The organism is Streptomyces sp. NBC_00223 (assembly GCF_036199905.1).
Lineage (GTDB): Bacteria > Actinomycetota > Actinomycetes > Streptomycetales > Streptomycetaceae > Actinacidiphila.
In genome coordinates, this window is record NZ_CP108109.1 from 2,279,651 (window position 1) to 2,299,631 (window position 19,981).

Below are 19,981 nucleotides of genomic sequence, written 5' to 3' on the forward strand. Positions count from 1 at the left end.
TACGGAGGGGTGCCCCGGGCGGTGGCCGCCCGGGGCACCGGGGAGAGTCGGGCACTGGGGGTCGGGCGCCCGAGGATCGGGCGCCCGCAGGTCAGGCGCCGGGCGCCAGTTGGACCCACTTGGCGACGCTGGGCACACCCTTGTCGTTGAGCAGGAAGAGCAGGTAGTAGCCGGGCGGGGCCGCCTTGGCGGACGGCGGGGCCTTGAGCACGAGCTGGTTGCCCGCGCGGCTGGCGATCGGCAGGTCCAGATACCGCTGGCTGGTGTCCACCGAGTGCGTCGAGGTGATCGGCGCCAGCAGCACCGCGCGGCTGACCTGCGTCGGCGTGGTGGTGCTGACCCGCAGATTGGTGCCGTAGCCGACCGGGCCTGTGGGCGCGGCGCTCAGCACCGGCCGGGCGCCCTGGTGCAGATACGCGGGCTCGTAGATCTCGATGGTGCCGTTCTGGCCCGACTTGATGTCCGGGTTGTTGGCGATCTGCTGGAGCTCGTCACCGGTGACCATGATCCGGCCGTCGGGCAGGATGACGGCGTTGGAGTGGTAGCCGCGCGGCAGGCGCTGGACCGGGCCGAGCGTCCACTTGCCGTCGGCGTCGCGCAGCTCGGTCTGACGGTACTTCAGGTCGGCGTTGGGGTTGTACGGGCCGTTGCCGTAGTCCCGGATGTCGTAGGCGCCGTTGACCGTGAACAGATTGCCGTCCGGCAGGATGAGCGTGTCGTCCTGGGTGCGGCCGAAGGCGCGCGGGGTGGAGGTGCTCCACTTGCCGCCGGAGAACAGATAGGTGTTGGGGTCGTTGCGGTTGCCGCCGAGCACCAGCGCGGAGTTCGGGCCCGCGGCGCCGTTGGGCAGCGCGACCGCCGAACCGTAGTTGCGCAGGCCCCCGTCGGGCCGGTCGGGCAGCGACGTACGGGACTGGGTGGCCGGGTCGAACAGCCACTGCTGGTCGGCGTCACGTCCGAAGCCGTAGATCTTGCCGTCGTTCAGCGAGAACAGCTGCGGGTAGTCCATCCGGTAGGGCGCGTCGGCCTTCCACTTGTCGACGGCGACGTTGTCCGGCGCGTGGGCCGGGTCGTAGGAGACGGGGACGCTCTTCTGGGGGAACTGCTCGATGACCGGGGTGGGGGTGCCCCAGCCCAGCTCGGACTGGCCGGACATGATGACCTGCCGGCCGTCGGCGCCGGTCACCACGGTCGGGTACCAGCGGCCGACCGACATGTCCTGCTCGCGGTGCCAGGTCTCGGTCCACGGGTCGAAGATCAGCGAGAGCTTGGCGCCGGTCCCGCCGTTGCCGCCGAGGTTGCCGCCGAAGACGCCGACCATGCCGTTGGGCAGGTAGGAGTGCCCCGCGCAGAAGAAGGGCGCGGGCCGCGGCTCGTCGGTGCCGTCCGGCATGTCGACGATCGGCGGCGGCACGGCCTTGAAGGCGTCCGGGCCCTCACCGCGCGCCGGGTCCCACACATACGCGCGGCCGGCGTTGGCGGCGCCGATGACATCGGTGGGCGCGGTCTCCTTCTGCGGGTTGTCCTCGACGCTCTCGAACGAGAACAGCAGCACCTTGCCGGTGGGCAGCAGGGCGACGTGCACGCCGAAGTCCGGGCTGGAGAAGTAGTCGGTGAACCTGCCGAACTTCGCCGGGTCGAACTTCTCGTTGGCCGCCGCCTGCGACTCGGTGAGCGCCTTGAGCCGGGCGGTACGGGTGGTCTGCGGGTAGTCCGTCTGGACCGCGCGCAGGCCGATCCGGTCCTTGGCCAGCGATTCGGCGGCGGGCTGGCCGAACGCCCTGACCTCCTCCGGCCTGACCTCCGAGCGCACCTCGTCCTGCGTGATCCGCGGTCCGCCCTTGCCCGCGAGGGGGCCGGAGGCGGACGACGCGGCGGAGGCGGACGACAGGGGTGTGGTCAGGACGGTGGTGGTCGTGAAGGCGAGTACGGCGGCACAGGCCGCCAGCACCTGCGACTGTCTCCTGCGGGACATGGAACTCCTTACCTCGGGCGCACGCGCATACGACAGCCGCACGCCGGGCGACTGACGCGTACGGCGACGAGACAATCACGTACAGTAGTGATTTGGACGCGAACACCGCCGTACGATCGGCGCGATCACCCCTTCGTGGTGACTCTGCGTGTCGAACTCCCTTCCCGGTCCCACCCGCGCGGGGCCGTGCTGCAATGACCGAAAACCGCTTCCCTGGAACTGGAAGGAGCGCATTCCGTGATCAGCAGGACCCACTACCGGGTCGCCGCCGCCGTGGGCGCGGCCGTACTCGTGGCCGTGACCGCGAACAGCGCGGTGTCCGCCCCGCAGAACGCCGTCCAACCGCAGGCGGTGACCGGCAACCTGATCGTGAAGGGCGCCGACGGCGCTCCGCGCACGCTGATGTGTCCGCCCGAGGAGAACGCGATGGGCGGCGGCTTCTCCGTCTCGCCCGGCGCGGGGCGGCACTTCGAGTCGACTCCGTCGGACGTGCTGGCGAGCCGTCCGACCGCGGACGCGACGGGCTGGACGGTCGCCGTCCGCAAGCTCGTCAAGCCGGTCGACCGGCACCACCACGCGGAGCCGGCCAACCTCACGCTGTACGTCGTCTGCACCCAGGGCGAGAACACCCCCGGCGGCTGACCCGGTCGGGCTCTCGGGACCTGTGCGCCCGTACCGGGCCGGCCCGGTACGGGCGCACAGGTCCGGACATGGGCGCACAGGTCCGGATACGGGCGCACAGGTCCGGATACGGGCGCACAGGTCCGGACATGGGCGCACAGGTCCGCTATTGGGCCGGCGTGCACCCCAAGTCGGCCCCCCGGGTGGGAGGTCGGTGTCCCCGCCGCCCGGTCCGCCGCGTTGTGCGCCATCTGGCGCAGACGGGCTCCGAACCGTGCCGTAGGACAGGACCAACCGGACAGCGACCGGTGATGCGGGAGGAGCTCGATGACATCCGAAGCGCCGCACTACCGGATCCTGGTACTGGACGTGGAGAACTTCAGCACCAGGCCCGATCCCGTCCAGCGGTCCCTGCGGGCGGCCATGTACGACGTGGTGCACAGCGCCTTCGAAGCGGCCGGAGTACCCGCCGGGGAGATCGTGTGGGAGGACCGCGGCGACGGCATCCTGATGCTTGTGCCGCCCACGGTCGCGCCGGTACGGCTGGCCGGTCCTTTCGTCCGCGCGCTCGACGACGCGCTGCGCGAGCAGGCCGCCTTCCACAGCGCCGCCCACGCCCTGCGGATCCGGCCGGCGCTGCGCCAGGGCCTGGCCGAGCGAGACGGACTCGGCTGGTCGGGCGACGCGATCAACACGGCCTTCCGGCTCGTGGACGCGCGGCCGCTGCGGGACGTACTGCGGGCCGCCGGGTCCGCCCGGCTGGCCGCTGCTGCCCCGCGCGGGGCAGCACCATCGAGGTCGGCACTGTCCACGGCGATGTCGTCGGCGGTGACAAGATCGTTCATGCCCCGGGCACGGCCCGATGACCACCCCGGCGCCTCCGGCGGGCCCCGCGGCGCCCACCACCACGACCGCCGGGCCCATACCCGCACCAGGCCCGGCCCCGGGGCCCGCCACGACGCCGGCCGCCGGAGCCGGAGCCGACTCGCCGGCCGGCCCGTCCGCGCGATCGACCTCCGCCGACCGCCCGACGCGCGGACGGCCCCCGACCGGGAGCGATCGGGGGCCGTCGGGGTGTTCTGCTCACGCAGCGCAATTCACGTGGCGCGAAACCGCTCCGCGCGCTCAAGCGTCGCCATCGCCCGCGCCCAGTCCTCGCGCTGCTCCGGCGTCGTACCGATCATGAAGTCCTCGGGGCCCAGGAACGGCAGCCGGGCGCGCGTCTCCGGATCTATGGCCTCCCAGGCATCAGCCTGCGGTGACCCCTCCGCACTTGTTGCACTGCCAGTTGCCATTGTTCAGCCGTCTCCCATCACTGGAGCCGCACGATCCACACATGGAAGGTCCCTTCGTCCCAGGATGCCACCGCACGTGCACAGACGACAGATCCCCGCCCGTAACCACCCAGACTAAACGCCCACCCCCGGCCAACTCCCCACCGCCACACGCCCTTTCACCACCCCGCACGACCCACCCGAACCCGGCCCGCCGACACCGCGCCTCCCAAGTCCGTTGCGCGCGTGACCACCCCCGACGGTCAGTCGGTCCAGTCGGTCGCGGTGGGATCCCATGTGCCCGTCGATCGTTCCGCGGTGAGCACGGGATCGACGAACGCCTTCGCGAGGGTGACGGCGGGTTCCAGAGTTCGAAAACCGTCCAGGCCCGGAACTCTGGACGCGGCCTTGGCGTATCCGCCCTCCCACAGCGCCAGGTCGGGCACATCGAGTCGGCCCACTTCCGGAAGCGCGCCGACGGTGCTCGGAGATCAAGGCCGTACGCAATTGCGCCGCGTTCAGTTCGCGGTTGCGGGCGACCAGCACAAGGTCGACCAGGTCACGGAACCGGGTGCTGGGGCGGCCCTGGTGACGTTCCAGAATGGCGCAGACCTTGTCGGCGACACTGTCCGCCAGGGGATAAATACGGTAGTCGGGACGGACGAGTCCCGGGATGTCGACCGCCACGATCGGAGACGCGGTCTCCGGGACGCCAGTGATCTGAACCGCGGTGACGAGGTCGACGTGGAAAGTCTCGTACGGACGCCGACCGAGGCGGGCCGTCACCGGAACCCGGACGCCTTCCACACCCTGCACCAGATGACTGGGCTCGCCCAGGTCGAAGAGGAAGAAGTCGCCGAGGTCCACTCCAGCGGCTGCCCGCATTCCCTCCAAGGCGGTGGGCAGGTCCTCGGCGAGGGTGACCAGGTCGACATCGGCCGAGTGCCGGGCCTGCCGCAGGCGGGCGAGCATGGAGATACCGCCCTTCAGGACCCACCTGTGGGCGTCGGCAGCGGCGAAGCAGCGGGCCAGCAGTCGGTCGTAGGCGAACTGGCGCCGTAATTGGCTGTGGCTGTGAGGGCTGTCGGCCGCCAGCATCTTGAATTGGGCGGTCAGTGCGGATTCGAAGGCTCGCGGCGTCGCGTAGGGGAAGGACCGCTCGGCTGGTTCGGGCATCAGATTCCCCCGGAAAAGCGCTGACCGGGCGTGCCGACCAGCGACATGAGATGAGTGATGAGCCGCTTGCCGTCGGCGCCCGCCAGCCCGTAGGCCGCGGCATGGGGCTCGGTCGCCGCGGCCAGCTGCGCGGGTGTGGCCTGACGTTTGTCGAGCAGGTCGAGCAGCACACGGCCGACGTGCTCGCCGTCGTGACGGTCCCGCATCAAATCGCCGACCATCCGGGTGGGCCGGGTCACCGCCATTTGATCGACCCAGTCCACGTCGCTCTCATCGAGCGTCAGGGTGTACAGCACGACGTCGGGGCGCCGGGTGCGCTTGCGCCGCGGAACGATGAACTCGAAGTGCTCCGGCTCGAAGTCGCCCACTCCGTACAGTGCGGCCGCACTGGCGTGGGAGACCACCCCCTGCGCGGCCGTCCGGTCCTCGGCGACCACGTCGGGTGCAAGTTGCAGCCAGGCCACCTTCAGCTCCAGGTGCTCCGACGTCGGAGCACCGGCGACGCGGTACACGCCGTACCCGACGGCCTCCAGCGCCCCGTCGCCGACCAGCCGACTCAGGTCCCACCGCTGAACGCCTTCGTGGACAGCCTGGCGTGCCGTGACCAGGCCCCACTGGACCTGGGCGACCGCCGAGAGCACCCCCAGAGCATCGCCGCGCATGGCGCAACTATTGCATATCTGCAACATTTGAGCCATCGCCGCCTGCGGCCGACGGCACCCTGCTCACCCCGGACGCCCGTGCTCCGGGGGCGGCTCGCCGAGGGACGCTGCTTCGCCCAGCACTGCCCGCGCAGGTTGCCGGTCCCCAGGGCCGGACTCGAAGGCTCGCGGCGGGATCGCCCGGCGCGCGGGCGGACGGTGAGGTCGGGAGAGGGTCGGCGATGGCCGCCCAGGCGAATTTCAGCCTCGTCCGGTCGGCGGCTCCGGTTATCCCAGGTCGCGGATGTTCCGACCCCGGCAGACTCCGGGAAAGCCCGGGTCAGTCCGATTGGTGCTTGATGACGTCCGTGACGACGTCGGAGAGGTCGTCCGCATCCAGGCCGGCGCACTGGGGCGGCGGCGTTGGCGCGCCGGTGAGCTCGGCGGTGCCGGGTGCGTACTGGTCGCGGATTGCCCACCAGCACGCGGCGGTTTTGGCGTCCACGGAGAGCTTCGACTTCGGTGCGGCTGCTGCGGCGGGCACGGTGGCGGGCGTGGCTCGGACGGTGGCGCTGTGCACGGGCGTGCTGTGCGCGCTGCCGCTGGAGCAGCCGGTGAGCGCGAGTGCGCCGGCCGCCAGCCCGAGCCCGATCGCAACGGTGGTGCGTGTGTGCATGGTTCTCCCCCTTGGTGGTCAGGGAGAGTGTGACGGATGCTCAGGGCGGTTGCACACGTTGTCACAGGGCTGTGACGCGTGGGCCGCACGTCCGCCCCCTCTGCCATACGGACATATCCAGCCGTTCCCGTCCGGCTGTGCCCTCCTCGATGCGGCTCGATCGGGAGCGGCTAAGCGTTCGCCACACAGCTCGCCACTTCCGATCAAGGTTTGACACAGCCGATCACGCGAAGCCCTCCGGACCTGGTACGAACACCGTGCACGCAGCTACGCAGGGCCAGAGCTTCCCGGTCTTTGCACTCGCCCACCTGCTGGGCTTCAATTTGATGCCCGGGGTCAGGAACTGGAAAGAACTGACCTTCTACCGGCCCTCCAAGCAGGCCGAGTACGGCACATCGACGCGCTGTTCGGGGAGCCGGGCAAGCACACAATCGACTGGGACCTGATCAAGTGCCAGTTCCGCCATCAGATGCGGATGACCGTCTCCGTGATCTCAACGAGCCGGTCACGCTGGGCGGGGTCGGGCCAAAGCATCGGGCATCGGACGAAGGATTCTCTGAACTAGGCCATGTAAGCCCGCTCGAACTGGGTCGTCGGCCTCGCGGACGAAGCGCTGCTCGGGTTCGCTGGTGTTGTCGATGGCTGCGCTCGCGGCTGGCATGTCCGAGGGCTCTGGTAGACATGGCTGGTGGATAGAGATCAGTTGATAGCAGCACTCGGCAACGACCCGCAAGCCGCACTCGAGCTCGGATGCCGGATTGTTGCGACGGCTGGCGTCGATGAACGTCGGCATGCGGAAATCCCGTTCGAGATCGCACGAAACGGCGACCGCGCGACGGTGTGGCACGCGGCCGAGGCTTACGCGCAGGAGGCTGACGGCGGGGCCGCGCGCTGGATGGCAGAGGGGGCGGCGTCCCTCAGCGACCCGGACGGTATCGTCGTGGACCACCTGACGTTGCCGATCCTCATCATGGAATACGACGTCGACCGGTGGATCGCTGATCACCAGGACTGGCGTATCGCTGTGCATTGCGATGATCCGGCCCGCGCGATTGTCGCCCTGAATGCGGCAAAACCGCGCCTCTACCTCGTCGCCAACGACGGCAGCGTGCAGCCGGATATCACAGTCGGACTCACTGGCCCTCCTGGGCCCTGGTACACGCCGAACTACGTAGCCGTCGATGAGGACGCCCCCCTGATCTGGTTGGACTGCAAGGGTGACGTCTTCCCACTCATGGCCCGCACCGTCCTCGAAATCGTCATCGAGGAGCTCCGCGCGGTCGGTATCACTCGAGCCGAGCTCACGACGCCGAAGATTCAGGAATCAATGCCCTGATTTCACTCGCCCGCGGCCGATCAAAAACGCCAAGCCCAGGTGAAGCACGGGCCGTGCTCCGTGATCTCGGCTGAGAGGGGAAGGAAGAGCTGCACGCGCTTCCCCTGAACGACGTGCAGGAGGTGCACGCAGGCGTGCAAGCGGTGGCGGAACCGCATCTGCGCGGGCATCGCACCGGATACTCGGTGGGTCCGTACGGCACAATGCGACTGTCCTCGGCACGCGCGGAACAGATCCTCAGGGTGGCTGTGGCTCGGGGAGACTCCGAGTCGGGACCTGCCACGACCGAGCCGAGCCGTGCACAGACAGAACCACGGCGGTCTGCCTACCGTGACACGGCGGTCATAGACAGGGCTGAGGCCGTCACGATCGACTCCGTGCCTCCGGCGATCCGGACCCGCGCCGGCCTTCGGCGGGGCCGTCGCGATCGGCCGAAGGTGCCCATGGCGGGTTCTCGGCCGAGGCGTAGTCGAGGATCTGTCAGGCCGCCGAGCCCACAACCGCTACCAGCTCGCGCACGCCCGTCACCCGGGGGTGACGGGACCGTAGGTCGCTGACGATCTGCCGGATCGCGGGCCGGTCCCGCACTTCGCTCGGGGAGACGCGCGCCGCCGACAGCAGCTCGGCGGCCGTCTGCTCCGACTTGCCCCACTGCCACCATGCCCGGCCGAGGTCGGTGTGCATCCTGCCCTTGCGCTCGGTGGTGTTGAACTGCCCCTCGCGCAGATCACGGCCGGACTCCAGCGCGGCGCCCGCGTCCCCCAGGGCCCAGTGGACGCCGACGGCGTACAAGTCCACCGCGGCCGCACTTCATCGGCGTCGGTACCCCCATCGACGCCGACGGCCGCTCCTACGACACCGCACAGGTCTTCGGCGCGGTCCGTCAGCTCGCCCCCCCACCTCGACCGGGCGTGCACGATCGTCGGGAAGTCCACCGTCACCGTCGGCACCACCAACCAGGTCACCGCCCTCGCCCAGCGCCTGGCCCCCGCCGGCGAACAGGTCGACGTCGTATGGAACCCGGAGTTCCTGCGCGAAGGTCACGCCGTCGAGGACACCCTGCGCCCGGACCGCCTCATCGCCGGTGTCACCACCGCGGAGGGCGAGAAGGCGATCCGCGCCGTGTACGCCGGGATCATCGAGGCGGGCGTGCCGATCTTCGTCACCGACCCGCACACCGCCGAACTGGCCAAGGGCGCCGCGAACACCTTCCTCGGCTTGAAGATCAGCTACATCAACGCCGTCGCCGACATGTGCGAGGCCGCGGGCGGCGACGTCGCCCTCGGCCTCATCACCCGCGCCTTGGGCGAGCGCCCCATCAAGGGCGCCCGGGTCACCGTGTGGGGCGCCGCGTTCAAGCCCGGCACCAACGATGTACGCGAGTCCCCGGCCCTCGCCCTCTCCCAGGCCCTCCGGCAGGCCGGCGCCACCGTCACCATCCACGACCCGCAGGCCGTGCCCACGGCGATGGTCCGCAACCCGGAGCTGGACTACACCGACAACCTGGTTCGCCCGCGTGCTCGTGCCGCAGTACGAAACCTGGGTGGCCGTCACGGGCAACACCCTGGTCGGGCTCCTGGTGCTCCAAGGCCACGAGCCGAAGCAGCTTTACCTCGAACCCCGATGGCGCGGCCGCGTCCACTACGACGAGTCCTGTCTCCCGGACCCCGTCACCCCGTACGGTGCGGCCAAGGCCGCTGCGGAGACCGGGGTTCTCGCGGTGCACCCGAAGGCCGCAGTCGTCCGCACGTCGCTGATCATCGGCCACGGTCGTTCCGTGCACGAGCGTCCGGTGCACCAACTCGCCGCAGGCGCGCTCGACGGAACCCTGTTCACCGACGACATCCGTTGCCCGGTCCACATATCAGACCTGGCTGCCGCCCTGCTGGAACTGGCGCTGAGCGGCGCCGCGGGCATCCACCACGCCGCGGGAGGCGATGCCCTGAACCGCCTCCCGCGCGGGGACCGCCGGCACGCCGGACGACCGCGTGGGAGCAGTCTGCGGACTTACGCTGATTGGGTTCGAAGGAAGCCATAGGAGCCGTCACAGGAGGCGGCCTGTGTGGCGTCCGGCTCGGCCCAAGCCTCTGAAGTTGGCGTTTCCGCAGGTCAGAGCAATTCCGCCGAGTGGGGCGGGTGGGACTCGAACCCACGACCGACGGATTATGAGTCCGCTGCTCTAACCGGCTGAGCTACCGCCCCGTACGGCACGCCGTGCGCGCCGTCTGCCGCAGCATAGCTGCTCATACGATCTGTCGCCCTCGCGGGTCACAGACACGTCGTCAAGTGGACATCGGGGCACGGCCGCACGGTTCCCGAGGGCATGAAAAAGGACCCCGAAGGGTCCTGATCCGGCGCTCCCCCGACTGGACTCGAACCAGTAACCTGCCGGTTAACAGCCGGCTGCTCTGCCAATTGAGCTACAGGGGACCGAGCTCCCCCGACTGGACTCGAACCAGTAACCTGCCGGTTAACAGCCGGCTGCTCTGCCAATTGAGCTACAGGGGATCGCTCTGCCTGCGCCGAATGCACCCCTCGGAAGCTTCCCGAGGAGCGCGCATCCGGTGCGACACATACATTAGCGCAAGTGGGGGGGTGCTCCGCCAACCGCTTGCGCCGAGGTTGCCGGACAGGACGCTGGGTAGGCGCCGAAGAGTCCGAGAAGGACGGAGAAGGGTGGAGCCATGCGCTACCGGCTGACGTTCATCACCGGAGCCCTCGTCGGCTACGTGTTCGGCGCGCGCGCCGGGCGGGAGCGGTACGAGCAGCTGCGTGCCAAGGCACAGCAGATCGCCAAGAACCCCGCGGTGCGCAACACCGCGGAGAGCGCCCGCCAGCAGGGGCGCAGCGCCGCCTCGAAGGCGGCCGACAGCGTGGACAGCCGGTTCGGTGAACGGATGCCGTCCGCCGTACGGCAGAAGGTACGGGCGCTGCGCAACGGCGGCGCGCCCGAGGACGAGTGGGGCACTTCGAACACCTGACCGGCGAAGGCCCCCCGAAAGGCCGCCGAACGGCCATGGGAATCCGTTCGGTGAGGCGCGGGGGGCCCGAGGTGGGGCATCATCAGCGGCATGGGGAAAGTCGCCGGGATAGACAGCTCGACCACAGGCACCACCATCGTCGTGTGCGACACCGACACCGGGGCCGTGCTCCGGCACGGGCACGCCCCGCACCCGCTCGGAGAAGGCGAGAAGCCGACCGAGATCGACCCCGAGGCATGGCTGCTCTCGCTGGGCGAGGCCGCGTCCGGCGGGGTGCTCGAAGGTGTGCAGGCGATCGGGATCTCCGGGCAGCAGCACGGCCTGCTCGCGCTGGACGCGGGCGGGGTGACCGTACGGCCGGCGCTGCTGCGCGGGGACAAGCGGGCGCAGGTGCAGGCCGCGGATCTGACCGAGGAGCTGGGCGGCCCGGCCGGCTGGACGGAGGCGGTCGGCTCGGTGCCCCAGGCCGCGTACCCGGTCTCCAAGCTGCGCTGGCTCGCCCAGCACGAACCGGCCGCCGCCAAGCGCATCGCCCAGGTGCTGCTCCCCCACGACTGGCTGGTGTGGCAACTGCTCGGCCGGCCCGCCCGCCGCACCACCGACCGCGGTGACGCCTCCGGCACCGGCTACTGGTCGGCGTCCACCGGCGAGTACCGCGCGGACCTGGTCGAGCTGGCCCTCGGCCACCAGGTGGCACTGCCCGACGTACTGGCCCCGGCGGAACCGGCCGGCCAGACCCCCGAGGGCCTGCTGATCTCGGCCGGCACCGGCGACACGATGGCCGCCGCGCTGGGCCTGGGCCTCGGCCCGGGCGACGCGGTGGTCTCGCTCGGCACCGGCGGCACGGTCTTCGCCGTGCACCACGACGCGCTCAAGGACCCGACCGGTACGGTCACCGGTTACGCCGACGCGACCGGCCACCACCTGCCGCTGGTCCAGGTGCGCAACGCCGTACGGGCCCTGCGCGGCACGGCGGACCTGCTGGGAACGGATCTCGCGGGCCTGTCGGAGCTGGCGCTGCGCTCGACGCCGGGGGCGTACGGGCTGGTGCTGCTGCCGTATCTGGAGGGCGAGCGGACCCCCGACCTGCCGCACACCGCGGGCACGCTGGCCGGGCTGCGGCGCGACTCGATGAAGCCGGAGCACCTGGCGCGGGCGGCGTTCGAGGGCATGCTGTGCGGGCTGACGGACGCGCTCGACGTGCTGCGGGACAAGGGCGCGGAGGTGCGCCGGGTGTTTCTGCTGGGCGCGGCGGCCGAGCTGCCCGCGGTCCAGGCGATCGCGCCCGCGCTGTTCGGGACGCTGGTGGTCGTACCGCCCGCGGCGGAGTACGCGGCGCTGGGCGCGGCCCGGCAGGCGGCCTGGTCGCTGGGCGCGGTGCTGGGTTCGCAGTCGCAGAGCGAGCCGCCGCACTGGCCGGGCGCGGAGTCCCGGCTGCTCGACCCGGGTGACGACACGGCGGTGGGCTCGGCGGTACGCCAGCAGTACGTGGCCGTCCGCGAGCACACCCACCCGGGCGCTTTCGCCCAGCCCTGAGGAACGCCTCGGGCGCCGGGGAGCAGCGACGGGTGCGGGCACCCGCGGAGCCCGACCCGGCCCGGGCCACGAACAGCGGGGGCAGGCACCCCCGCGAGGCCCCGGCCGCGCGGCGACGGAAGCCCGGGACGGGACCGGACCCGAGAGGCCCGGCGGGAAGGCCATATCCGACGAGCACGGGCCTCTACAGCTACGTCGCAGGGAGGCCGCCGCCCGGCCCCGGCGCGCAGGAGCGCGAGCCCAAGAAGTCGTGACCCGGGGCGCACCCCCCGAGCCCGAGGAGTCCCGGGCCGGGAGGCCGCCCGCGTGGGCGCCGCGCGAGCCGGGGTGGGGTCGTCACGGGCCCACGCCGTCGTGGGCCCGACCGCTTCGATTTCTCGTCGCCACAAACCCCGTGCGTTGCGCCGACCCCGGAAGATAGGGTTGCGCGCCGACGCCCGCCGGGCAACGGCGACGTCCGCCCGTGCCACGCCCCCGTGCCCGCACGCCGGGCGCCTGTGACGACCGGAGCGCCGGGCATGTCAACCCGCCGTACGGCTGACGCGTCCTTCCGTGGTGGACGTCCCTGCCACAGTCGGCGTTCCATCGTCATGCCGACAGAGCCGACACCGAGGTATTCAGTGTGCTGATCCGACTCCTCCGGTCCCATATCGGACCGTACAAGCGCCCCATCGGGCTGCTGGTACTGCTCCAGCTGGTGGCGACCATCGCCGCCCTCTATCTGCCCACCCTGAACGCGGACATCATCGACAACGGCGTGGTCAAGGGGGACACCGGCTACATCATGACCCTGGGCGGCGTCATGATCGCGGTGACCGTCGCCCAGGTGTGCTGCTCGATCGGCGGGGTCTTCTTCGGGGCCAGGACCGCCATGGCCGTCGGCCGGGACATCCGCAAGTCCGTCTTCGACCGGGTGCAGAGCTTCTCGTCCCGCGAGGTCGGCCAGTTCGGCGCGCCCTCGCTGATCACCCGTACCACCAACGACGTCCAGCAGGTGCAGATGCTGGTGCTGATGTCGTTCACCCTGATGGTGTCCGCGCCGATCATGTGCGTCGGCGGCATCGCCATGGCGCTCGGCCAGGACGTGCCGCTGTCCTCGCTGCTGCTGGCGGTCGTCCCGGCGCTGGGCATCGCGGTGAGCCTGATCATCCGCAGGATGCGCCCGCTGTTCCGTACGATGCAGCGCCGCGTGGACACGGTGAACCGGGTGCTGCGCGAGCAGATCACCGGCATCCGCGTCATCCGGGCCTTCGTCAAGGACGACTACGAGCAGCGGCGCTTCGACCGGGCCAACGAGGACGTGACCGCGGTCTCCCTGGCCACCGGCCGGCTGATGGCCCTGATGTTCCCGGTCGTGATGGCCGTGGTGAACATCTCCAGCGTCGCCGTGCTGTGGTTCGGCGCCCACCGGATCGACAGCGGCGGGATGCAGATCGGCGCGCTGACCGCGTTTCTCAGCTATCTGATGCAGATCCTGATGTCGGTCATGATGGCCACGTTCATGTTCATGATGGTGCCGCGCGCCGAGGTGTGCGCCGAGCGCATCCAGGAGGTGCTGGGCACGGACTCCAGCGTCGTACCGCCCTCCGCGCCCGTGACGGACCTACGCCGGCACGGCCACCTGGAGCTGGCCGGCGTCGAGTTCGCCTACCCGGGCGCCGAGGCGGCCGTGCTGCGCGGGATCGACCTCGTCGCCCGGCCCGGCCAGACCACCGCGGTGATCGGCTCGACCGGCAGCGGCAAGTCCACCCTGCTCGGCCTGATCCCCCGGCTGTACGACGCGACCGGCGGCCGGGTGCTGGTCGACGGCGAGGACGTCGCCCACATCGATCCGGCGCTGCTCGCCGAGACCGTCGGGCTGGTGCCGCAGAAGCCGTATCTGTTCTCCGGGACCGTGGCGACCAATCTGCGCTACGGGAAGCCGGACGCGAGCGACGAGGAGCTGTGGCACGCGCTGGAGGTGGCGCAGGCCAAGGACTTCGTGGAAGGGCTCGAAGGCGGGCTGGACGCGCCGATCGCCCAGGGCGGCAGCAATGTCTCCGGCGGGCAGCGGCAGCGGCTGGCGATCGCCCGATGTCTGGTCCGCCGGCCGGAGATCTATCTGTTCGACGACTCCTTCTCGGCGCTGGACTACGCGACGGACGCGGCGCTGCGGCGGGCGCTGGCGAGCGAGACCGCGCAGGCGACCGTGGTGATCGTCGCCCAGCGGGTGTCCACGATCCGCGACGCCGACCGGATCGTCGTCCTGGACGAGGGCCGGGTCGTCGGCACGGGCACCCACACCGAACTGATGGCCGGGAACGAGACCTACCGGGAGATCGTGTTGTCGCAGCTCACGGAGCAGGAGGCCGCGGCATGAGCGACGACTCGTTGCAGAAGACACCCATCCGGCGCGGACCCGCGCCCATGGGCGGACCCGCGCGCTTCATGAGCGGCGGGCCGATCGAGCGCTCGATGGACTTCAAGGGGTCGCTGCGGCGCCTCGTGGGCCTGATGCGCGCCGACCGCTGGTTCCTCTACGCGGTGCTGGCGCTCGGCACGGCCAGCGTCGCCCTCACCGTGACCGGCCCGCGTATCCTCGGGCACGCCACCGACCTGATCTTCGCGGGCGTGATCGGCCGGCAGCTCGGCGACACCGGGCACAGCACCACCAAGGCCCAGGCCCTGCACTACCTGCGCGAGCACGGCAAGGGCGGGGTCGCCGACATGCTCTCGGGCATCGACTTCACCCCCGGCCAGGGCATGGACTTCCACGCCATCGGCATGATCCTGCTGCTGGCCCTCGGGGTGTACGTGTGCGCCGCGCTGCTGAGCGTGATGCAGATGCGCACGGCCACCAAGGTCATCAACCGGGCGGTGTACCGGCTGCGGGAGAGCGTCGAGGAGAAGCTGTCCCGGCTGCCGCTGTCGTACTTCGACCAGCAGCCGCGCGGCGAAGTGCTCAGCCGGGCCACCAACGACATCGACAACATCGGCCAGACGATGCAGCAGACCATGGGTCAGCTGGTCAACTCGGTGCTGACCATCGTCGGTGTGCTGGCCATGATGTTCTGGATCTCCTGGCTGCTGGCGCTGGTCGCGCTGGTGACCGTGCCCGTGACGATGATCGTCGCGACCAAGGTCGGCAAGCGCGCCCAGCCGCAGTTCGTGCAGCAGTGGAAGACCACCGGGCAACTGAACGCGCACATCGAGGAGATGTACACCGGCCACTCGCTGGTGAAGGTCTTCGGGCGCGCCGAGGAGTCCGCGGCGGCCTTCGAGGAGCAGAACGAGGCCCTGTACAGGTCCGGTTTCAAGGCCCAGTTCATATCGGGCACGATCCAGCCGCTGATGATGTTCATCGGCAATCTCAACTACGTGCTGGTCGCGGTGGTCGGCGGACTGCGGGTCGCGTCGGGCGCGCTGTCCATCGGGGACGTACAGGCGTTCGTGCAGTACTCACGGCAGTTCAGCCAGCCGCTGACGCAGGTCGCGAGCATGTCGAACCTGATCCAGTCCGGGGTCGCGTCGGCCGAGCGGGTCTTCGAACTCCTCGACGCCGACGAGCAGTCGGCCGAGCCGAAGACGCCGGCCCGCCCGGAGGAGCTGCACGGCCGGGTGGCGTTCGAGGACGTCGCCTTCCGCTACGACCCCGAGAAGCCGCTGATCGACGGTCTGTCGCTGTCGGTGGAGCCCGGCCACACGGTCGCGATCGTCGGCCCGACCGGCGCGGGCAAGACCACCCTGGTCAATCTGCTGATGCGGTTCTACGAGGTCTCCGGCGGCCGGATCACCCTGGACGGCACCGACATCGCCGCGATGTCCCGCGAGGAGCTGCGCTCCTCGATCGGCATGGTGCTCCAGGACACCTGGCTGTTCGGCGGCACGATCGCCGACAACATCGGCTACGGCTCCGAGCACGCGAACCGCGAGGAGATCGAGGCCGCGGCCAGGGCCGCGCACGCCGACCGCTTCATCCGTACCCTGCCCGACGGCTACGACACGGTCATCGACGACGAGGGCACGGGCGTCAGCGCGGGCGAGAAGCAACTGATCACCATCGCCCGGGCGTTCCTGTCCGACCCGGTGATCCTGGTGCTGGACGAGGCGACCAGCTCCGTCGACACCCGTACCGAGGTGCTGATCCAGCGCGCGATGGCCAAGCTCAGCCACGGCCGTACCAGCTTTGTCATCGCCCACCGGCTGTCCACGATCCGCGACGCCGATGTCATCCTCGTGATGGAATCCGGCTCGATCGTGGAGCACGGCACGCACACCGAACTGCTCGCCGCGCAGGGGGCGTACGCCCGGCTGTACGCGGCGCAGTTCGCCCAGGCGGTGGCCGAGGTGGACTGACGTGCCGGGCCGGCCGGGCCGGGGGGACGAACGGGGTGGACCCGCGCGGGGTAAGGGAGCGCGGGGCGTTGGTAGCCTGTGCGCGCGTTCCCGCGCGGCCTCAGGGGCCCGGGGACACGATTCAGGGCGGTCGGCCCGGAAGGCAGAGATCATGAGCGGTACCGTCACCACGCCCCCGCACGCCCGTACCCAGGGCGCGGATCCACGCGGCAAGGGACGTAACGGGCGTACCCCATCGGCCGATCCGGGGCCGCACTGCCCGAGCGGCGGTACGGCCCTGGAGCGGCGGGGCGCGCGGGTGCCGATCTGGTACCTGCGGGTGATCGGGCTGCTCAACCTGACCACGGCGGTGTCCCTGACCGTCCGTCAGGAGGTGTCGACGCACAACAGCGGTGAGCTGTTCACCCCGTTCATGCTCTTCGCGGGCTTCGGCTCGGCGGCTGCCGCGGTGTTCATGGCGATGATGCTGGCCCGGCGCAAGCGGGTGGCGTGGCTGGTCTTCGTCGTGCTGTGCGGCGGCTACGCGATCCTGTCGGTGTGGGGCCTGTGCTACGCGGATTTCCGGCGGCACCCCTTCAACTGGGTCTCCACCGCGATCACCCTGGTGGTGCTGGCCTTCGCACTGCTGGGCCGGCGCGAGTTCCACGGCAAGGGCGACCGCACCAACCCGCAGCTCGCGCTCGCCGTCCTCGGGGTCGGCGCGCTGCTGTCCGTCCTGGTCGGCACCACCCTGGTGACGGCCGTCGGCCCGGACGGCGCGAGCGTCGGCGACCGGGTCTGGTACGTGGCGCTGCGGCTGACCACGCTCAGCCGCAACTCCGACATCGAGCCGAATCTGCACGCCAACACGCTGGTCAACGCCGGGCTCAACCTCGGCGGACTGGTCCTGCTGCTCACCGTGCTCTACGCGCTCTTCCGCTCCCCGCGCGGCCGTGAGCTACAGAGCCGCGGCGACGAGGACCGGCTGCGGGCCCTGCTGGAACGGCACGGCGCCCGTGACTCGCTCGGCTACTTCGCGCTGCGCCGTGACAAGGCGGTGGTCTTCTCCGCCAGCGGCAAGGCGGCCGTCGCCTACCGGGTGGTCGGCGGGGTGGCGCTGGCCGCGGGCGACCCGATCGGTGACGTGGAGGCGTGGCCGGGCGCGATCGACGCCTGGCTGATGGAGGCCCGCGACCACGCGTGGATTCCCGCGGTGATGGGCGCGAGCGAGGAGGGCGGCACGGTCTACGCGCGGCACGGCCTGGACGCGCTGGAGCTGGGCGACGAGGCGATCGTGGAGACCGACGAGTTCACCCTCGACGGGCGGGCGATGCGGGGGGTGCGGCAGGCGTACAACCGGGTGCGCAGGGCCGGTTACACCACCCGGATCCGCCGCCACCGCGAGATCTCGCCGGGCTGCATGGCCCAGCTGATCGCGGCGGCCGACCGGTGGCGGGACGGGCAGACCGAGCGCGGTTTCTCGATGGCGCTCGGCCGGCTCGGCGACCCCGCCGACGGGGAGTGCGTGATGATCGAGTGCCACGACGGGGACGGCGAGCTGCGGGCGCTGCTGAGCTTTGTGCCGTGGGGGCCCAAGGGGCTGTCGCTCGATCTGATGCGGCGGGACCGGGACGGCGAGAACGGCCTGATGGAGTTCATGGTCCTCGACCTCATCGAGCGCTCCCGCGAGGTGGGCGTGGAGCGGCTCTCGCTGAACTTCGCGATGTTCCGGTCGGTGTTCGAGGGCGGCGCGCGGCTGGGCGCGGGGCCGGTGCTGCGGCTGTGGCGGTCGGCGCTGGTGTTCTTCTCGCGCTGGTGGCAGCTGGAGTCGCTGTACCGGGCGAACGCGAAGTACCGGCCGATCTGGGAGCCGCGCTTCCTGCTCTTCGCCAAGAGCGCGCATCTGCCGCGGATCGGACTGGCCAGTGCCAGGGCCGAGGGCTTCATCGTCACTCCGCGGCCGCTGTCCCGGCTGCGCGGGGACGGCTGAGGACCTTCACGGGCCCGGGCGGCTCGGGTTCAGTCGAGGTAGCCGCGGAGCTGGTCGGCGAAGGCGTGGTCGCGGAGCTTGCCGAGCGTCTTGGACTCGATCTGGCGGATGCGTTCGCGGGTGACGCCGAAGATGCGGCCGATCTCCTCCAGCGTGCGGGGGCGGCCGTCGGCGAGGCCGTAGCGCAGCTGGACGACCTTGCGTTCGCGCTCGCCGAGGGTGGAGAGCACGGCCTCCAGGTGCTCGCGCAGCAGCAGGAAGGCGGCGGACTCCACGGGTGAGGCGGCGTCGCCGTCCTCGATGAGGTCGCCGAGCGAGACGTCGTCCTCCTCACCGACGGGCGCGTGCAGCGAGACGGGTTCCTGGGCCAGCCGCAGCACCTCGCAGACCCGTTCCGGGGTGAGATCGAGCTGTGCGGCGACCTCCTCGGTGGTGGGTTCGTGGCCGTGCTCCTGGAGCAGTCTGCGCTGGACCCTGACCACGCGGTTGATCAGCTCCACGACGTGCACCGGCACCCGGATCGTCCGTGCCTGGTCGGCCAGCGCCCGTGACATGGCCTGGCGGATCCACCAGGTCGCGTACGTGGAGAACTTGTAGCCGCGGGCGTAGTCGAACTTCTCCACCGCGCGGATCAGCCCGAGGTTGCCCTCCTGGACCAGGTCGAGCATGGTCAGCCCGCGTCCGATGTAACGTTTCGCCACCGAGACGACCAGCCGCAGATTGGCCTCGATCAGCCGGCGTTTGGCCATCCGGCCCCGGACGACCAGGCAGTCGAGGTCCACGGCGAGCTGCGAGTCCAGTACGGGGAAGGCGGCGAGCTTCTCCTCGGCGAAGAGCCCGGCCTCCACCCGGCGGGCCAGCTCGACCTCCTCGGCCGCGGTGAGCAGCGGGATACGGCCGATCTCGCGCAGATACTGGCGGAACAGATCGGCGGAGGGGCCGGCCGACTCGGCGCGCAGCGGGCGCGGCGCCGGCTCGTCCTCAAGGTCGGTCTCCGGAAGGATCTCGGGCAGGATCTCGGACGGGACATCAGGCATATCGGCCAGGAGGTCGGGCGGGGCCTCGGCCAGCAGGTCGGGCGGGATTTCGGGCGGGATCTCCAGGAGAGGGGCCGCCAGGAGCGGGACCTCCAGGAGGGCGACGTCGTCCTGCCGCCGGCCGGGCACCCCGAGCGGGCCCGGCTCGTCCACCGGGGGCGCCGTGGCCAGGGCCACCGGGGGCGCCGTGCCCACCACCTCGGCCACTGATGGGAGGACCGGGAAGTCGGGCGGTGTCTGCGTCTCGATCTGCGTCTGCGTATGGGGCTGCACGGAAGCGACCTCCGCGGTGAGCGCGTCGTTGGGCTCGAAGAGCGTCAGGGCCGGGCGCCCACCCAGTGTGGCTCACGACGCACCCCCACTACGAGGGTCGTGCGCCCCCTTTTTCACGCCACGTCACCACGTGCGTCCGCCTGGTGACGCG

15 protein-coding genes, 3 tRNA genes and 4 pseudogenes are annotated in these 19,981 nt (G+C 70.8%); 10 read left to right on the top strand and 12 right to left on the bottom strand.

Annotated features, from left to right (window positions below):
• Positions 1-91: 91 nt before the first annotated feature.
• Positions 92-1,975 carry a galactose oxidase early set domain-containing protein gene (locus tag OHA30_RS09610; RefSeq protein ID WP_328913399.1) on the bottom strand — a complete coding sequence of 628 codons (1,884 nt, stop codon included), beginning with the start codon at positions 1,973-1,975 and terminating at the stop codon, positions 92-94.
• 237 nt (positions 1,976-2,212) lie between these two features.
• Between OHA30_RS09610 and OHA30_RS09615 the strand changes: the two genes are divergently transcribed.
• Complete coding sequence (locus OHA30_RS09615) at positions 2,213-2,617, top strand: hypothetical protein (RefSeq protein WP_328913400.1); 405 nt, start codon at positions 2,213-2,215, stop codon at positions 2,615-2,617.
• 326 nt (positions 2,618-2,943) lie between these two features.
• On the opposite strand, the gene OHA30_RS09620 is transcribed toward OHA30_RS09615, so the two are convergent.
• From OHA30_RS09620 to OHA30_RS09645, 6 genes and pseudogenes are all read right to left on the bottom strand, one after another.
• Positions 2,944-3,441, bottom strand: coding sequence for a hypothetical protein (locus OHA30_RS09620; protein ID WP_328913401.1), 498 nt, complete (start codon positions 3,439-3,441; stop codon positions 2,944-2,946).
• 252 nt (positions 3,442-3,693) lie between these two features.
• Complete coding sequence (locus tag OHA30_RS09625; protein ID WP_328913402.1) at positions 3,694-3,891, bottom strand: hypothetical protein; 198 nt, start codon at positions 3,889-3,891, stop codon at positions 3,694-3,696.
• 242 nt (positions 3,892-4,133) lie between these two features.
• Positions 4,134-4,331 carry a hypothetical protein gene (locus OHA30_RS09630; RefSeq protein ID WP_328913403.1) on the bottom strand — a complete coding sequence of 66 codons (198 nt, stop codon included), beginning with the start codon at positions 4,329-4,331 and terminating at the stop codon, positions 4,134-4,136.
• A gap of 64 nt (positions 4,332-4,395) precedes the next feature.
• Positions 4,396-5,046 (bottom strand): annotated as a pseudogene (locus tag OHA30_RS33945) (nucleotidyl transferase AbiEii/AbiGii toxin family protein); the annotation flags it as partial.
• Positions 5,046-5,708 (bottom strand): type IV toxin-antitoxin system AbiEi family antitoxin domain-containing protein, encoded by a 663-nt coding sequence (locus OHA30_RS09640; RefSeq protein ID WP_328913405.1) that lies wholly within the window; start codon positions 5,706-5,708, stop codon positions 5,046-5,048. The gene OHA30_RS09640 and the pseudogene OHA30_RS33945, both read right to left, overlap by 1 nt.
• Positions 5,709-6,027: 319 nt before the next feature.
• Positions 6,028-6,363: a hypothetical protein gene (locus OHA30_RS09645; protein ID WP_328913406.1), complete on the bottom strand. Its 336-nt coding sequence runs from the start codon at positions 6,361-6,363 to the stop codon at positions 6,028-6,030.
• A 149-nt stretch (positions 6,364-6,512) separates the two neighbouring features.
• On the opposite strand from OHA30_RS09645, the gene OHA30_RS33950 reads away from it, so the two are divergent.
• Positions 6,513-6,809 (top strand): Tn3 family transposase, encoded by a 297-nt coding sequence (locus OHA30_RS33950; RefSeq protein ID WP_405786126.1) that lies wholly within the window; start codon positions 6,513-6,515, stop codon positions 6,807-6,809.
• A gap of 242 nt (positions 6,810-7,051) precedes the next feature.
• On the top strand, positions 7,052-7,699 hold the full coding sequence (locus OHA30_RS09650; protein WP_328913407.1) for a hypothetical protein: 648 nt from the start codon (positions 7,052-7,054) through the stop codon (positions 7,697-7,699).
• A 480-nt stretch (positions 7,700-8,179) separates the two neighbouring features.
• Here OHA30_RS09650 and OHA30_RS09655 read toward each other — a convergent pair.
• Positions 8,180-8,503, bottom strand: a pseudogene (locus tag OHA30_RS09655) (transcriptional regulator); the annotation flags it as partial.
• Here OHA30_RS09655 and OHA30_RS09660 point away from each other — a divergent pair.
• Positions 8,471-9,145 (top strand): annotated as a pseudogene (locus OHA30_RS09660) (UDP binding domain-containing protein); the annotation flags it as partial. The pseudogenes OHA30_RS09655 and OHA30_RS09660 overlap by 33 nt on opposite strands.
• A 187-nt stretch (positions 9,146-9,332) precedes the next feature.
• Positions 9,333-9,737, top strand: a pseudogene (locus OHA30_RS09665) (sugar nucleotide-binding protein); the annotation flags it as partial.
• A 90-nt stretch (positions 9,738-9,827) separates the two neighbouring features.
• Here the strand turns inward: OHA30_RS09665 and OHA30_RS09670 are convergent.
• From OHA30_RS09670 to OHA30_RS09680, 3 genes are all read right to left on the bottom strand, one after another.
• Positions 9,828-9,901, bottom strand: a tRNA-Ile gene (locus tag OHA30_RS09670).
• A 155-nt stretch (positions 9,902-10,056) separates the two neighbouring features.
• Positions 10,057-10,129, bottom strand: a tRNA-Asn gene (locus tag OHA30_RS09675).
• A gap of 5 nt (positions 10,130-10,134) precedes the next feature.
• Positions 10,135-10,207, bottom strand: a tRNA-Asn gene (locus OHA30_RS09680).
• Positions 10,208-10,383: 176 nt separating this feature from the next.
• On the opposite strand from OHA30_RS09680, the gene OHA30_RS09685 reads away from it, so the two are divergent.
• The 5 genes from OHA30_RS09685 (at position 10,384) to OHA30_RS09705 (ending at position 18,520) form a co-directional block, all read left to right on the top strand.
• The gene (locus OHA30_RS09685) at positions 10,384-10,680 is read left to right on the top strand and encodes a YtxH domain-containing protein (RefSeq protein ID WP_328913408.1); all 297 of its coding nucleotides are present in this window, start codon (positions 10,384-10,386) and stop codon (positions 10,678-10,680) included.
• 90 nt (positions 10,681-10,770) lie between these two features.
• Positions 10,771-12,216 carry an FGGY family carbohydrate kinase gene (locus tag OHA30_RS09690; protein WP_328913409.1) on the top strand — a complete coding sequence of 482 codons (1,446 nt, stop codon included), beginning with the start codon at positions 10,771-10,773 and terminating at the stop codon, positions 12,214-12,216.
• 622 nt (positions 12,217-12,838) lie between these two features.
• Positions 12,839-14,575, top strand: coding sequence for an ABC transporter ATP-binding protein (locus OHA30_RS09695; RefSeq protein ID WP_328913410.1), 1,737 nt, complete (start codon positions 12,839-12,841; stop codon positions 14,573-14,575).
• A gap of 47 nt (positions 14,576-14,622) precedes the next feature.
• Entirely contained in the window at positions 14,623-16,551 is a 1,929-nt protein-coding gene (locus OHA30_RS09700; RefSeq protein WP_328917795.1) for an ABC transporter ATP-binding protein, read from the top strand.
• A 151-nt stretch (positions 16,552-16,702) separates the two neighbouring features.
• A complete protein-coding gene (locus OHA30_RS09705) occupies positions 16,703-18,520 on the top strand; it encodes a phosphatidylglycerol lysyltransferase domain-containing protein (RefSeq protein WP_328913411.1) in 1,818 nt (605 codons plus the stop codon).
• Positions 18,521-18,549: 29 nt separating this feature from the next.
• Here the strand turns inward: OHA30_RS09705 and OHA30_RS09710 are convergent, their stop codons facing one another.
• A complete protein-coding gene (locus OHA30_RS09710) occupies positions 18,550-19,830 on the bottom strand; it encodes an RNA polymerase sigma factor (protein WP_328913412.1) in 1,281 nt (426 codons plus the stop codon).
• Positions 19,831-19,981: the final 151 nt, after the last annotated feature.

Excerpts from the sequence above, each read along its gene's own strand:
- OHA30_RS09620 (WP_328913401.1), bottom strand. The coding sequence starts at position 3,441 with ATGAACGATCTTGTCACCGCCGACGACATCGCCGTGGACAGTGCCGAC.
- OHA30_RS09640 (WP_328913405.1), bottom strand. The coding sequence starts at position 5,708 with ATGCGCGGCGATGCTCTGGGGGTGCTCTCGGCGGTCGCCCAGGTCCAG.
- OHA30_RS09625 (WP_328913402.1), bottom strand. The coding sequence starts at position 3,891 with ATGGCAACTGGCAGTGCAACAAGTGCGGAGGGGTCACCGCAGGCTGAT.
- OHA30_RS09645 (WP_328913406.1), bottom strand. The coding sequence starts at position 6,363 with ATGCACACACGCACCACCGTTGCGATCGGGCTCGGGCTGGCGGCCGGC.
- OHA30_RS09700 (WP_328917795.1), top strand. The coding sequence starts at position 14,623 with ATGGGCGGACCCGCGCGCTTCATGAGCGGCGGGCCGATCGAGCGCTCG.
- OHA30_RS09610 (WP_328913399.1), bottom strand. The coding sequence starts at position 1,975 with ATGTCCCGCAGGAGACAGTCGCAGGTGCTGGCGGCCTGTGCCGCCGTA.
- OHA30_RS33950 (WP_405786126.1), top strand. The coding sequence starts at position 6,513 with ATGCGGCTCGATCGGGAGCGGCTAAGCGTTCGCCACACAGCTCGCCAC.
- OHA30_RS09685 (WP_328913408.1), top strand. The coding sequence starts at position 10,384 with ATGCGCTACCGGCTGACGTTCATCACCGGAGCCCTCGTCGGCTACGTG.
- OHA30_RS09705 (WP_328913411.1), top strand. The coding sequence starts at position 16,703 with ATGAGCGGTACCGTCACCACGCCCCCGCACGCCCGTACCCAGGGCGCG.
- OHA30_RS09690 (WP_328913409.1), top strand. The coding sequence starts at position 10,771 with ATGGGGAAAGTCGCCGGGATAGACAGCTCGACCACAGGCACCACCATC.